The organism is Acidovorax sp. GW835-FHT14G06 (assembly GCF_058793595.1).
In genome coordinates this window covers 256,565-269,361 of sequence record NZ_JBXAGA010000004.1, presented here as the reverse complement: position 1 = coordinate 269,361, position 12,797 = coordinate 256,565, and the positions used below count along the sequence as shown (strand labels likewise).

14 protein-coding genes are annotated in these 12,797 nt (G+C 63.4%); 6 read left to right on the top strand and 8 right to left on the bottom strand.

Translation table 11 applies throughout. The features are described from left to right. Window positions 1-60 precede the first annotated feature (60 nt). The 3 genes from AC1Q64_RS08570 to dapA all read left to right on the top strand — a co-directional run bounded on the left by AC1Q64_RS08570 (window position 61) and on the right by dapA (window position 1,837). Window positions 61-315, top strand: coding sequence for a hypothetical protein (locus tag AC1Q64_RS08570; protein ID WP_291432671.1), 255 nt, complete (start codon window positions 61-63; stop codon window positions 313-315). A gap of 9 nt (window positions 316-324) precedes the next feature. Further along, the gene (locus AC1Q64_RS08565) at window positions 325-684 is read left to right on the top strand and encodes a hypothetical protein (protein ID WP_291432672.1); all 360 of its coding nucleotides are present in this window, start codon (window positions 325-327) and stop codon (window positions 682-684) included. Between the two features lie 265 nt (window positions 685-949). After that, window positions 950-1,837, top strand: a complete 888-nt coding sequence (gene dapA / locus AC1Q64_RS08560) for a 4-hydroxy-tetrahydrodipicolinate synthase (RefSeq protein ID WP_492251034.1) — start codon at window positions 950-952, stop codon at window positions 1,835-1,837. Here dapA and moaD read toward each other — a convergent pair. The 8 genes from moaD to AC1Q64_RS08520 all read right to left on the bottom strand — a co-directional run bounded on the left by moaD (window position 1,824) and on the right by AC1Q64_RS08520 (window position 9,565). Beyond that, window positions 1,824-2,075 (bottom strand): molybdopterin converting factor subunit 1, encoded by a 252-nt coding sequence (gene moaD / locus AC1Q64_RS08555; RefSeq protein WP_291432674.1) that lies wholly within the window; start codon window positions 2,073-2,075, stop codon window positions 1,824-1,826. The two genes, dapA and moaD, sit on opposite strands and share 14 nt — an antisense overlap. Then, window positions 2,072-3,313: a molybdopterin molybdotransferase MoeA gene (locus AC1Q64_RS08550; RefSeq protein ID WP_291432675.1), complete on the bottom strand. Its 1,242-nt coding sequence runs from the start codon at window positions 3,311-3,313 to the stop codon at window positions 2,072-2,074. Before AC1Q64_RS08550 ends, moaD begins: the two co-directional genes overlap by 4 nt. Next, window positions 3,298-3,867, bottom strand: a complete 570-nt coding sequence (gene mobB / locus AC1Q64_RS08545; RefSeq protein WP_492251033.1) for a molybdopterin-guanine dinucleotide biosynthesis protein B — start codon at window positions 3,865-3,867, stop codon at window positions 3,298-3,300. The genes AC1Q64_RS08550 and mobB overlap by 16 nt, the downstream gene beginning before the upstream one ends. A 145-nt stretch (window positions 3,868-4,012) precedes the next feature. Continuing rightward, complete coding sequence (thrC, locus tag AC1Q64_RS08540; protein WP_291432677.1) at window positions 4,013-5,458, bottom strand: threonine synthase; 1,446 nt, start codon at window positions 5,456-5,458, stop codon at window positions 4,013-4,015. 39 nt (window positions 5,459-5,497) lie between these two features. Beyond that, on the bottom strand, window positions 5,498-5,812 hold the full coding sequence (locus tag AC1Q64_RS08535; protein WP_291432678.1) for a response regulator: 315 nt from the start codon (window positions 5,810-5,812) through the stop codon (window positions 5,498-5,500). Between the two features lie 35 nt (window positions 5,813-5,847). Continuing rightward, the gene (locus tag AC1Q64_RS08530) at window positions 5,848-7,182 is read right to left on the bottom strand and encodes a homoserine dehydrogenase (protein ID WP_492251032.1); all 1,335 of its coding nucleotides are present in this window, start codon (window positions 7,180-7,182) and stop codon (window positions 5,848-5,850) included. A gap of 72 nt (window positions 7,183-7,254) precedes the next feature. Continuing rightward, window positions 7,255-8,283, bottom strand: a complete 1,029-nt coding sequence (locus AC1Q64_RS08525; RefSeq protein WP_492251031.1) for a DUF1176 domain-containing protein — start codon at window positions 8,281-8,283, stop codon at window positions 7,255-7,257. 37 nt (window positions 8,284-8,320) lie between these two features. Next, entirely contained in the window at window positions 8,321-9,565 is a 1,245-nt protein-coding gene (locus tag AC1Q64_RS08520) for a pyridoxal phosphate-dependent aminotransferase (RefSeq protein WP_291432681.1), read from the bottom strand. A gap of 149 nt (window positions 9,566-9,714) precedes the next feature. Here AC1Q64_RS08520 and AC1Q64_RS08515 point away from each other — a divergent pair, with 149 nt between their 5' ends. The 3 genes from AC1Q64_RS08515 (at window position 9,715) to AC1Q64_RS08505 (ending at window position 12,796) form a co-directional block, all read left to right on the top strand. Next, the gene (locus AC1Q64_RS08515; protein WP_492251030.1) at window positions 9,715-10,086 is read left to right on the top strand and encodes an Mth938-like domain-containing protein; all 372 of its coding nucleotides are present in this window, start codon (window positions 9,715-9,717) and stop codon (window positions 10,084-10,086) included. 224 nt (window positions 10,087-10,310) lie between these two features. Next, entirely contained in the window at window positions 10,311-10,796 is a 486-nt protein-coding gene (locus AC1Q64_RS08510; protein WP_015013251.1) for a peroxiredoxin, read from the top strand. 239 nt (window positions 10,797-11,035) lie between these two features. Then, window positions 11,036-12,796, top strand: a complete 1,761-nt coding sequence (locus tag AC1Q64_RS08505) for a PhoH family protein (protein WP_492251029.1) — start codon at window positions 11,036-11,038, stop codon at window positions 12,794-12,796. The last annotated feature ends 1 nt before the right edge of the window (window position 12,797 follow it).

Below are 12,797 nucleotides of genomic sequence, written 5' to 3'. Positions count from 1 at the left end.
TTCGCCCGCACTGTACCCGCATGCGATCCTGGACGCGATCTTCCAAGCCCCCAAAGCCCCATGGCCACACAAACGATTCAGACCGACCTCTACAAGCTCTACCCATCCCCGCGCAACACGGTCCGCGATGTGTTCGAGCACCAGGTCTTCGTACCCCACCCCTACGCCATCATTGACCTGGATGTGATGGAACTGGCTGGCAAAACAACGCTGTTTGGCGCTTGCCGCCTGTCGGACATGAAAATGGGACAGGTGGTGACCTTCGAGCAGGCCTCCGATCAGGCCAGGTTCGAGCGGCTGTTCACCCCCGACTGAACCCACCCCATGGACGACGACAACCAGATCCACGTGCCGCCCTCCTTCATGGCGGTGTACACCGACGCACGAGGTCGCCTGACGGAAAAGGCGGACGGCGTGCGCGCCCGCTACGAGCTGTGCGAAGACCTGGCGGGCCACCTGGTGGAGCACGCGCAGACGCTGTACCACGTGCAGGCGCCTTCCGAAGCGGAGATCCTGAGGCGCATCCACGCCGGACTGTGCACCGCGGAATCCGGCGTGTCGGTGCCAGAGGCCACTTGGATCGTCACTCGCCTGGCCGAACTGCTGGTGTGGCCATGCCCTGAGCTGGTGCCGCCCCAGCCTGAACCTCCATACGATGCGGCCCAGTCACCGCTGGCAGGCTGACCACCTTTGGAACACAGAGGGCGTCTCGCTATACTGCGCCCCATGCCTACGCACACCCTCTTTGCCATGACCGCCGCTTCTGCGGTGGCATTGCAGTGCGTGGTCAAAGCCAAAAAACCCCAGCTCATCTGACCGGAGCTGTGTGGTTCCGTCCCGGATGAGCGACGGAACCCCTTGGCAAAAACTCCCCTTTTTGACTCCAGGCTTTTCGCGCGCGCACCTGTGACGGTTCTTCCCTTGGTCGAACCTCGAAAGGATGCTTCGCATGCCCACATTCTCTGCCTCCCCCACCCTGTTCCGGGGTCTCTGGATTCCACTGGTCACCCCGTTTCACGACGGCGCCGTGGACCACCCCGCACTCACCAAGCTGACCAAGACCCTCGCCGACCAGGGCATCGCGGGCTTTGTGGCCTGTGGCTCCACCGGCGAAGCCGCTGCGCTCGACAAGGCCGAGCAGCTGGCCGTGCTGGAGACTGCGCTGGGAGCCTCCCAAGGGCTGCCGGTGGTGATGGGGCTGTCTGGCTACCACCTGGGCCACACGCTGGAATGGGTGCACACCCTGGCGCAGTACCCCTTGGCAGGGCTGCTGGTGCCTGCGCCGCACTATATCCGCCCGTCGCAAGAGGGCTTGTTGCAGTGGTTCCGAACCTTGGCCGATGCCAGCGCCGCCCCGCTGATCGTCTACGACATTCCCTACCGCACGGGCGCCACGCTGGCCACCGACACTCTGCTCGCGCTGGCAGAGCACCCGCGTATCCGAGCCATCAAGGACTGCGGAGGCAACATAGCCAAGACCCAGGCGCTGATCGCAGATGGGCGTCTGGCGGTGCTGGCGGGCGAAGACGCGCAGATGTTCTCCACCCTGGCCCTGGGCGGCGATGGCGCCATTGCCGCCAGCGCGCACTGGCAGGCGCCGCGTTTTGTGGAACTGATGGAGCTGCTGCGCGCGGGTCACCTGCCCGAGGCCCGCCGCGTGTGGCAAACCTTGTTGCCGTGGATAGAGACATGCTTCGCTGAGCCCAACCCAGCGCCGCTGAAGGCCGCATTGGCACACGCGGGCTGGATGCGCAATGAATTGCGCGCTCCGATGATGGCGGCCTCTGCCACCTTGGCGCAGCGCCTGCAAACCCTGCTCGGGCTCAACCTCCGGTAACTGGAGGGAAGAAAGCCACCTCGGCCCCATCGGCCAGGGTGGCGGACTCATCACTCAAGGTCTGATTGAGCGCCATGCGCACGGCCCGGCCCCGCGCAAGACTGCTGGCATAGTCCCCACCGCGCGCGATCAGCTCATCACGCAAGGCACCCAGCGTGATGGCAGCGGTTTCGACCGCCTCGCTGCCTTGCCCAATGGCCTCACGGATCGACGCGAAGTAGCGCACAGAAACCTTCATCCCAGCAACTCCGAAAACGCAATGAACCGCACCACATCGCCCGGTGCAATCGTCTGGCCCGCCGGATTGTCCACCACCCCATCGCCCCAGGCGGCCGAGGTGAGCACGCCCGAACTCTGGTTGTCGAACAGGTCCAGCCCGCCCGCCGCGTTGTGCCGCACGCGCAGAAATTCGCGGCGTTTATCGGCCTTGGGCCAGATGAAATCAGCACGAACAGCGATGGATTGAGGATCCACGTCCTGCACACCCTGCAGCCGCAGCACAAAGGGCCGCACCAGGAGTGCAAACGTCAGAAAGCTCGACACAGGATTGCCAGGCAAGCCCATGAAATGGGCGGCGCCAATGCGGCCATAGGCAAACGGCTTGCCGGGCTTCATCGCGATCTGCCACAGGTCCAGCGTGCCCAGCGTCTCCACAGCGGGCTTGATGTGGTCTTCCTCACCCACGCTCACGCCGCCGCTGGTCAGAATCAGGTCGTGTGCGCTGCTGGCTTGGCGCAGGGCGTCGACGGTGGCATCGCGCCGGTCAGGCACGATACCAAAGTCGGTCACCTCGCAGCCCAGGCGCATCAGCATGGCACGCAAAAAGAAGCGGTTGCTGTTGTAGATGGCGCCGGGGCGCATCTGCTCGGGCGGGACTTCGCCGGGCATGACCAGTTCATCGCCCGTGGAGAACAGCGCCACGCGCGGGCGGCGCGCAACCTGCAGCTGGTGCTGGCCGATGCTGGCAGCCAGCCCCAGTTCTGCAGGGGTGAGGCGCGTGCCCGCCGACAGCACCACCGCACCCCGGGTGATGTCCTCGCCCGCGCTTCGGATCCATTGGCCCACTTTGGGCACAGCATTGATACGCACTGACCCCAGGCCATCAGTAGCAGCAAGGGCTTCACAGTCTTCCTGCATCAGGATCGCGTCGGCGCCTGCAGGCACTGGCGCGCCAGTGAAGATGCGCGCCGTCGTGCCTGGCCGCAGCGGGTCGCCCGCACTGCCTGCAGGAATGCGCTGCGACACAGGCAACACCACCCCCGCCGCAGCTACATCGGCGCAGCGCACGGCATAGCCATCCATCGAGCTGTTGTCCTGTGGTGGCACTTGCAAGGCAGACACGCAGCTTTGCGCCAGCACGCGGCCGTCGGCATCAAAGGTGGTGACGGTGTCCACGCCTGGCAACGGCTGGACTTGCGCCAGCAGGTCCGCCAGCGCTTCGTCCAGCGGCTTCAGGGGCTTCATTGCGGGGCGCATGGAAGCAGCCCCCCGTGCAGTTCCCAGTTGTATTCAAAGCGCTGCTCGTACTGGATAATCCATTCCACCACCTGGTCGGGTGCGTTCAGGTCCAGCAAGGGCAATTGCGTGGGGACCGGCAGGCTCTCGGCGGCGTCGGTGGCCACGGCAACCACAAAATCGTCTTCTGGGTAACGCACGGGCTTTGCCACTTGCCCCGGCTCGGGTGCTCGCCAGACCTCGATCTTGAGCAGGTCGCTGTCCTTGAAACCCTCCACCAGCACCCAGTCCACGCCCTGGTACAGCTCGGCCAGCAGGTGGTGAACGCTGAGCGTGGCGGGCTGCTCGAACTCGCGCACCAGCATCAGGCGCTTGTCCGATGCCGCGACCACCTCGAAAGCCCCCGCCTCGCGGTGGCGGTAGGTGTCCTTGCCAGGGTGGTCCACATCAAAACTGTGGTGAGCATGCTTGACCACCGACACTCGCAGGCCCCGCAGCCGCAGCGCGGGGATCAACTGCTCGACCAGCGTGGTCTTGCCACTGCCGGAAAACCCGGCAAAACCGACAACCTTCATCCACTGCTCCTTGATTAGCTATGTTATTTATAGCTTTAAGTGCATACCAGACTAACGCCCGGGGCAATATTGACCACAAAACGTCCCTGTCCTGGCCCGCCAGGCATCTGCCGGCCGCTCACGCGGACAGGCAGGTACCGACCGTTCACCCCAGTGCTGCAGGGGAGCAATGGCGTTCGATGTAGGCCTTGACCAGGTCCACGTCGGCGGGCATCACCTGTACACGCTTGGGCAGGTCTTCGATGCCTGCAAACTTGGCGGGCCGCTCGGGCGCATGGCCCAGCGCTTCCACAATGGTTTCAGCAAACTTGATGGGCAGCGCCGTCTCCAGCACGATCATCGGCACGTTGGGGTCTTGGTGGTGCTCCAGGGCCACCTTCACCCCGTCAGCGGTGTGGGTGTCGATGGTCACGCCATGGCGCTGATAGTTGTCGCGGATGGTGGCCAGGCGGTCGGCGTGGGTGCTCTTGCCACTTTCAAAACCGTATTTGGTGGCGGCATCGGCAAACAGCGGCTCTGCGCTCAGGTCAAAGCGGCCATAGGTTTGCAATGCGGCGCTGAACAAGGCCTTGGTACGTTGGCCGTTGCGGCCCAGCAGGTCGAAAATGAAACGCTCGAAGTTGCTGGCCTTGCTGATGTCCATCGAGGGGCTGGACGTTTCGTGCGTGTCTGCACTGCTGCGCACGCGGTACACGCCGGTGCGGAAGAACTCGTCGAGCACGTCGTTCTCGTTGGTGGCCACCACCAGCTTGGCAATGGGCAGACCCATCATGCGCGCCACATGGCCCGCGCACACGTTGCCGAAGTTGCCCGATGGCACCGTGAAGCTCACCTTCTGGTCATTGGTCTCGGTGGCCTGGATGTAGCCTGCAAAGTAGTACACCACCTGCGCCAGCAGGCGCGCCCAGTTGATGGAGTTGACGGTGCCGATCTTGAACTTGCGCTTGAACTCCAGGTCGTTGGAGACGGCCTTGACGATGTCCTGGCAGTCGTCGAAAACGCCTTCGATGGCGATGTTGTGGATGTTCTCATCTTGCAGGCTGAACATCTGCGCCTGCTGGAAGGCGCTCATGCGGCCGTGCGGGCTGGTCATGAAGACACGAACGCCCTCTTTGCCGCGCATGGCGTATTCGGCGGCACTGCCGGTATCGCCACTGGTCGCGCCCAGGATGTTGAGCTGCTCGCCACGGCGCTTGAGCTCGTACTCGAACAGGTTGCCCAGCAGCTGCATGGCCATGTCCTTGAAGGCCAGCGTAGGGCCGTTGGACAGGGCTTCGAGCCAAAGGCTGTTTTCGAGGTGGCGCAGGGGCACGATCTCGCCCGTGCCAAACACTTCGGCGGTATATGTCTTGGCGCACAGTGCCTTCAAATCGGCAGCGGGGATGTCGTCGATGTACAGCGACAGGATCTGGAACGCCAGCTCGGCGTAGCCCTGCTCATGGTAGGCCTTGCGCAGGCGAGTGAGCATGGCGTCATCCACCTGGGGGTAGTGCTCGGGCAGGTACAGGCCGCCATCGGGCGCCAAGCCTTCGAGCAGAATGTCGCAGAACTGCTTGCGGTCTGCATGGCCGCGGGTGCTGAGGTACTTCATGAGGGGTTCCCGTCGGTATCTGTGAATGTTGTGAACTGGCTAAAAGCTGATGCCGTACACACGAATGTCAATGTAGAGACGCGAGGCGATCAGCAGGAAGAACCCGCCGATCAGAATGAGCCAGTGCAGTGCCCGGTCCTGGCGGGTATCGGTGTACTCCAGCAGCACAAAGTAAAGCCACGCAGCCACGAAGCTGACCACCCCGTTGAGGATCGCCTGCGTGCGCGACATGGACCCGAACAGGGCCAGTGCGACCAGCAGGCCAAACCAGAACGCCAGATGCCAGCGCGGCAAATCGACATGCGCCATCTTGAGCAGCGCCGACAGCGTCAGGGCGGCAACCAGTGTGGGCATGGCGGGGCAGCATCATGGCGCGGCGTGGCCCATCATCAGTTGAGCTCTTCCTTGCGAATGCGCGTGATGGGAGCCAGCACGGTAGGCAGTGCCTGCATCTGCGCAATGACGGCATCCATCGTGCCTTCGCGGGTGTCGTGGGTCAGAATGATGAGGTCGGTCTGGGTCGATCCTTCGCCTCCGACTTCGTCGGCTTCGCGCTGAAGCACGGCATCGATGCTCACGCCAGCCTCGGCCAGCAGGCCCGTGACCTTGGCCAGCACGCCGGCCTGGTCGGCCACGCGCAGGCGCAGGTAGTAGCTGGTGACCACTTCGCTCATGGGCAGCACGGGCAGCGCGTCCATGGCATCGCTCAGAGTCTGTGGCTGGAAGGCCAGGTGCGGCACGCGGTGCTCAGGGTCGGCCGTGTGCAGGCGGGCAATGTCCACCAGGTCGGCAATCACCGCGCTGGCGGTGGGCTCGGAACCCGCGCCCTTGCCGTAGTACAGCGTGGTGCCCACGGCATCGCCCTGAACCACCACGGCGTTCATCGCGCCTTCCACATTGGCGATGAGGCGCTTGGTCGGCACCAGGCTGGGGTGCACGCGCAACTCGACGCCCTTCTCGGCGCGCTTGGTGATGCCCAACAACTTGATTCGGTAACCGAGCTGCTCGGCGTACTTGATGTCGGCCGCGCCCAGCTTGGTGATGCCTTCCACATAGGCCTTGTCGAACTGCACCGGGATACCGAAGGCAATGGCGCTCATCAGCGTGACCTTGTGCGCGGCATCCACACCTTCGATGTCGAAAGTAGGGTCGGCTTCGGCGTAACCCAGGCGTTGGGCTTCCTTGAGCACCACATCAAAGTCCAGGCCCTTGTCGCGCATTTCGGACAAGATGAAGTTGGTGGTGCCGTTGATGATGCCGGCAATCCACTGGATGCGGTTGGCCGTGAGGCCTTCACGCAGCGCCTTGATGATGGGGATGCCACCGGCCACGGCAGCCTCGAAGGCCACCATCACGCCCTTGGCCGATGCGGCGGCAAAAATCTCGGTGCCATGCACGGCCAGCAGGGCCTTGTTGGCGGTGACCACATGCTTGCCCGCCGCGATGGCTTCGAGCACCAGTGCGCGGGCGATGCCGTAGCCGCCAATCAGCTCGATCACGATGTCGATATCAGGGTTGGCGATGATGGCTCGGGCGTCATTGACGACCTGGATGCCGTCACCCACCACCGCCTTGGCGCGCGCTACATCCAGGTCGGCCACCATGGTGATCTCGATGCCACGGCCAGCGCGGCGGCTGATCTCGTCCTGGTTGCGCTGCAACACGTTGAACACGCCGCTGCCGACGGTGCCGATGCCCAGAAGGCCTACTTGGATGGGTTTCATAGCAATGGGAATAGAAAGAAAAACAATGATTCGGGAGGGACAAAGAAGGCGTGGTGTAGTGCAAAGGCTCCATCAGCGCGTCACGTAGCTCGGCAGCTGCCAGGCACCACCCGCAAAGCCACGGCACATCCCGTCGCCAGACTCGCCGCTCAGTACAAAGCCCTGACCGTCGAATTGCCACTCGCGCACCCGCCAGCAGTCGCCAATGCCACGGCCCTTCATCGCGGAATGCACGGTGCCCGAGGCCGGATCGAAATCTCCATCCACGTCCTGCAAGGGCTCTGGCTTATAGGGAGGGCGGTCGTTGGCCACCCACAGCAGGCTGCTGAAGTTGTAAGCCCCCATGCCACACGGCACAGACAGCAGCACCTTGCGCTCCGTCAGGCGATGGACCTGCACATTGGCGGGGTTGAAGGCATCGTCGCCAGTGCACTGACCCTCGGTGCTTGCGCGGTCCAGCGCAGCGACCAGCGGCTTGGCCAGCGCGGCATCTGCCTTGCGAGCGGGCAACGGGATCACGGCCTTGATCACTGGGGCCGGCAAGGGCCACAGCACCGAAGCCTCGGGCTTCGTACCCTTGCGCACCAGTGCACCTGGTGTGCCGACCCGGCCCTGGGCCTCGTCCATCTTGAGCAGCACGGCAGTGGCCCCTGCCAGTGACAGGACCCATCGGTCCTTACCAGCGGCCACGGTGGCCTCTTCGTTCTTGAGCAGCTCTTGCAGCAGGCGGGGCACTTGCGCTGCGGGCACGCGGGGTGTGTCACCCTTGAGTCCCTGCAACGACAGTGCGCCCACCTTGAGGTGCAGTGAGTCTGGGGAGGCCTTCTCGGTGGACACCTGCAGGTCCACCAGCACCGGTGTATCAGGCCCCGCATCGCGGGTCAGCCGCAGGGAGACCGGCTCAGACTCACCGCTCCCCGACTGGTAGCCCACGGCTCTGCAAGTGCGGGTGTTGTCACATTGCAGGGCCCAGTCATTGTGCTGGAAGCTGACGGGCTCCTTGCCTTTGTCGGCAGCCTGCACGGGGCCGTGAAACCCCGTCACCACAAGCACACAGGCAACGACTTGCCGGGCCAGATCGAAAGTGGTGGGGCTGCGCATGGTGCGTGTCGCCTTGTATTTTGGGCAACGCTAAGGATCAGGCCGCGAGTGCCGCGGCGAGCTGCTTTCGCTTGCGGTATTGCTCCAGGAAGCGTGCAACGCGACCAATGGCGTCGCGCAGATCGTCTTCATGGGGCAGGAACACGATGCGGAAATGGTCGGGAGCAGACCAGTTGAAACCTGTGCCTTGCACCAGCATCACCTTGGTTTCCTGCAGCAGCTCAAGGAAAAACTGCTGGTCGTCCTCGATGGGATACACCGCCGGATCGAGGCGCGGGAACATATACAGCGCGGCCTGAGGCTTCACGCACGTCACGCCCGGAATGGCCGTGATCAGTTCATAGGCCAGATCACGCTGCTTGCGCAGGCGGCCGCCCTCGCAGACGAGTTCGTTGATGCTCTGGTAGCCACCCAGCGCCGTCTGCACGGCCCACTGGCCAGGTACGTTGGCACACAGACGCATGTTCGAAAGCATGTTCAGGCCCTCGATGTAGTCCTTGGCAGGCTTCTTGTCGCCCGAGACCACCAGCCAGCCAGCACGGTAACCGCAAGACCGGTAGCTCTTGGACAGCGAGTTGAAGGTGAGCGTGAGCACATCCTCGCTCAACGAACCAATGGCCGTGTGCTTGGCGCCGTCGTACAGCACCTTGTCGTACACCTCATCCGCAAAGATCACCAGGCCGTGTTCGCGGGCGATGGCGACGATGCCCTTGAGCAGCTCGTCAGAATACAGCGCACCTGTGGGGTTGTTGGGGTTGATGACCACGATGCCTTTGGTGCGCGGCGTGATCTTGGCGCGGATGTCATCCAGATCGGGCATCCAGCCATTGGCCTCGTCGCACAGGTAGTGCACCGGCGTGCCGCCCGACAGGCTGGCCGCCGCCGTCCACAACGGGTAGTCGGGCGATGGCAGCAACAACTCATCGCCCGTGTCTAGCAGCGCGTTAGTTGCCATCACGATCAGCTCGCTGGCGCCGTTGCCCAGGTAGATATCGTCCAGCGCAACTCCCTTGATGCCCTGCTTCTGGGTCTCGTGCATCACGGCCTTGCGGGCAGCGAAGATGCCCTTGCTGTCCGAGTAGCCCGCCGAGTTGGGCAGGTTGCGGATCATGTCCTGCTGGATTTCTTCGGGGGCATCAAAGCCGAACACCGCCAGATTGCCGATATTGAGCTTGATGATCTTGTGCCCGTCCTCCTCCATCTGCTTGGCCGCGTCCATGATCGGGCCCCGGATGTCGTAGCAAACATTGGCAAGCTTGGCGGATTTTTGGACGGTTTTCATGCGCTGACAGTAGTGCGGTGGGGTCAGGAGGCAGCCGGAGCCGGCGCCCTCAGGCGAAACCTATAATTTGACCACAGAACCGCAGTCCTCCCCTTGAGCCAAGAGCCGCTGCCAAGCCCCGCAGCACCTAAGGCCCACCACTTCCTGCCATGAAATTCCAGCCCGACCGCTCCAACGCACAGACCATCAGCGGCTATGGCCCTGGCTGGATCGGCATCGACGCCGACAAAATCACCCACAGCGTCATCATTGGATCGGCGGGCCTGCGCCAGCCCTGGCCATGCAACCGCTTCGAGGAGCTGACCCCGGAGCATTTTGCCCAGCTGGCCGGGCTGGAAACCGAACTGGTTATTTTTGGCAGCGGTCTGCGCAACCGTTTTCCCCCGCCCGCGTGGCTCGCGCCCCTGATCGCGCGGCGACTCGGGCTGGAGACCATGGACACCCAGGCAGCCTGCCGGACCTACAACATCCTGGCCAGCGAAGGGCGCAACGTGGTCGCAGCCCTGATTCTGGAAGTCTGAACGCGCGCCCACCTCCTGCCTGGAAGCCGGACGCACCGGGAAAGCAACTTATGCACAGCCTTGCCAAAGTGCCTGCCGCACCATGCCGGACACACTGTCTTACATTTGGCCGGGAACCGATTTCAGGGTAAAATCACGGGTTGCGGTCGGGGGCACCACCAAGAGCAATAACACACCCACTCCCCCGGCTTACCAACGACTACATCCTGAGAGATTGAAGTGATATGGCGATCGTTGTCAACAAACCCCTCCCTGAATTTGAAGCCAACGCAACCGGTGGTATCAAGGTCTCCAACACCTCCCACCTTGGCCAAATTCTGGTTCTCTACTTCTATCCCAAGGACAACACGCCGGGCTGCACCACGGAGGCCATGCAGTTTCGCGACAAGTACAAGGATTTCGTGAAGGCGGGCGCCGCAGTGTTCGGCGTCTCGCGCGACAACATGAAGTCGCACGACGACTTCAAGGAAAAGCTGGAACTGCCTTTCGAGCTGATCGCTGACACCGAAGAGAAGATGTGCCACATGTTCGGCGTGGTCAAGAACAAGATCATGTACGGCAAGAAGGTCAAGGGCATTGAGCGCAGCACCTTCCTGATCGGTCCCGATGGCCTTCTGGTACAAGAGTGGCGCGGCCTCAAGGTGCCAGGCCATGTGGACGAAGTTCTCAAGACCGTCAAATCCCTTAAGGCCCTGAAAAAGGCCGCCTGAGCTGACGGCCTGATCACATAAGGGCAGTTGCACCCACTGCAATCCATCCAAGGGCTCTGGGGCATCTACGCGACACACCGCCCGTTTTGCCCTGGCAAGACACACGGAGTGGGCATAATGGATCAATGCCCCTGGTTATTGCACCGTTAGCACCCACCCAAAAAGCCGCCTCGGCCTCCAGGCGGCTTTTTGCTTTCTGACCCATCCGTCACTACTTTACCGACCGAGGCCCTGCCACCATGCCCCTGCCCCCCGCCCCCAGCCGGCGCGCTGCACTCCTCGCGCCAGAAGCCTTTGAAGTCACGGCCCGCCCCCGCGTAGTAACCACCTCGGCCAACGAAGCCGTTGCTACACCCCAGCGCACCACTACGGCCCCAACCCGCGCCGGACGCAAGGCAGACAGCGTGGCCTCGTCGCTGGCAGCGCCCGAAACGGCCCCACTGGTTCAGATCGAGACCCGCGCCCGCACACCCGAACCCGCCGCTGCCCCTGTGGCACGCAGCACAGGCACGCGCAAGGCGCGCAGTACCAGTACCCCTGCTTCCGTCACCGTCAGCGCCGCGCCAGCCACCGCGCCCACCACACGCAGCCGCAAATCCGCATCGCAAGGCCCGACCAAGCTCTTTGTGCTGGACACCAACGTGCTCCTGCATGACCCGACCAGCCTGTTCCGCTTTGAAGAGCACGACATCTTCCTGCCGATGATCGTGCTGGAAGAACTGGACGGCCACAAGAAGGGCATGACCGAAGTGGCCCGCAATGGCCGCCAGGCCAGCCGTACCCTGGATGCACTGGCTGCCGCCCAAGGCGCCGACATGGCCAAGGGCCTCAAGCTCGACTCCACCGGCCAGCGCGCTGCGGGTGGCCATCTGTTCTTCCAGACGGCGCCACTGGACTACAGCCTGCCCACCAGCCTGCCCCCGGGCAAGGCCGACAACCAGATCCTGGGTGTGGTCGAAGCCCTGCGCAAGCTGCACGCCCCGCGCGAGGTGGTGCTGGTGTCCAAGGACATCAACATGCGCGTCAAGGCGCGCGCCCTGGGCCTGAACGCCGAGGACTACCAGAACGACAAGACGCTGGAAGACGGCGACCTGCTGTACGCCGGTGTGCTGGCCCTGCCCCCCGACTTCTGGGCCAAGAGCGGCAAAAACGTGGAAAGCTGGCAAAGCGGAGCCCACACCTACTACCGCATTGGCGGCCCCATCGTGCCGCAGCTGATGATCAATCAGTTTGTGTACTTCGAGGCCCCCGGCGAGCCCAGCCTGTTTGCGCGCGTGAGCGAAATCCGCGAGAAAACAGCGGTGCTGCAGACGCTGAAGGACTACGGTTCTGCCAAGAACGCGGTATGGGGCGTGACCACGCGCAACCGCGAGCAGAACTACGCCATGAACCTGCTCATGGACCCCGAGATCGACTTCGTGACGCTGACCGGCACCGCTGGCACCGGCAAGACGCTGCTGGCCCTGGCTGCAGGCCTCACTCAGGTGCTGGACGACCGCCGCTACACCGAAATCATCATGACCCGCGCCACCGTGAGCGTGGGCGAGGACATCGGCTTCCTGCCCGGCACCGAGGAGGAAAAGATGGGCCCCTGGATGGGCGCGCTGGACGACAACCTGGAGTTCCTGGCCAAGGGCGACGGCGGCAATGCGGGCGAATGGGGCCGCGCAGCCACCAACGAGCTGATCCGCAGCCGCATCAAGATCAAGAGCATGAACTTCATGCGCGGGCGCACCTTCCTGAACAAGTACGTCATCATCGACGAGGCGCAGAACCTGACGCCCAAGCAGATGAAGACGCTGATCACCCGCGCAGGCCCCGGCACCAAGATCATCTGCATGGGCAACCTGGCACAGATCGACACGCCGTACCTCACCGAAGGTTCCTCGGGCCTGACCTATGCCGTGGACCGCTTCAAGGGCTGGCCGCACAGCGGTCACATCACGCTGGCGCGTGGTGAACGCTCACGCCTGGCAGACTTTGCCAGCGAGGTGCTCTGAG

Bases quoted from the DNA above. Each gene is read 5' to 3' on its own strand.
- AC1Q64_RS08530 (WP_492251032.1), bottom strand. From the start codon at position 7,182: ATGAAACCCATCCAAGTAGGCCTTCTGGGCATCGGCACCGTCGGCAGC.
- AC1Q64_RS08550 (WP_291432675.1), bottom strand. From the start codon at position 3,313: ATGCGCCCCGCAATGAAGCCCCTGAAGCCGCTGGACGAAGCGCTGGCG.
- mobB (WP_492251033.1), bottom strand. From the start codon at position 3,867: ATGAAGGTTGTCGGTTTTGCCGGGTTTTCCGGCAGTGGCAAGACCACG.
- AC1Q64_RS08525 (WP_492251031.1), bottom strand. From the start codon at position 8,283: ATGCGCAGCCCCACCACTTTCGATCTGGCCCGGCAAGTCGTTGCCTGT.
- AC1Q64_RS08535 (WP_291432678.1), bottom strand. From the start codon at position 5,812: ATGCCCACACTGGTTGCCGCCCTGACGCTGTCGGCGCTGCTCAAGATG.
- AC1Q64_RS08510 (WP_015013251.1), top strand. From the start codon at position 10,311: ATGGCGATCGTTGTCAACAAACCCCTCCCTGAATTTGAAGCCAACGCA.
- AC1Q64_RS08565 (WP_291432672.1), top strand. From the start codon at position 325: ATGGACGACGACAACCAGATCCACGTGCCGCCCTCCTTCATGGCGGTG.
- AC1Q64_RS08570 (WP_291432671.1), top strand. From the start codon at position 61: ATGGCCACACAAACGATTCAGACCGACCTCTACAAGCTCTACCCATCC.
- thrC (WP_291432677.1), bottom strand. From the start codon at position 5,458: ATGAAGTACCTCAGCACCCGCGGCCATGCAGACCGCAAGCAGTTCTGC.
- moaD (WP_291432674.1), bottom strand. From the start codon at position 2,075: ATGAAGGTTTCTGTGCGCTACTTCGCGTCGATCCGTGAGGCCATTGGG.
- dapA (WP_492251034.1), top strand. From the start codon at position 950: ATGCCCACATTCTCTGCCTCCCCCACCCTGTTCCGGGGTCTCTGGATT.
- AC1Q64_RS08505 (WP_492251029.1), top strand. From the start codon at position 11,036: ATGCCCCTGCCCCCCGCCCCCAGCCGGCGCGCTGCACTCCTCGCGCCA.
- AC1Q64_RS08515 (WP_492251030.1), top strand. From the start codon at position 9,715: ATGAAATTCCAGCCCGACCGCTCCAACGCACAGACCATCAGCGGCTAT.
- AC1Q64_RS08520 (WP_291432681.1), bottom strand. From the start codon at position 9,565: ATGAAAACCGTCCAAAAATCCGCCAAGCTTGCCAATGTTTGCTACGAC.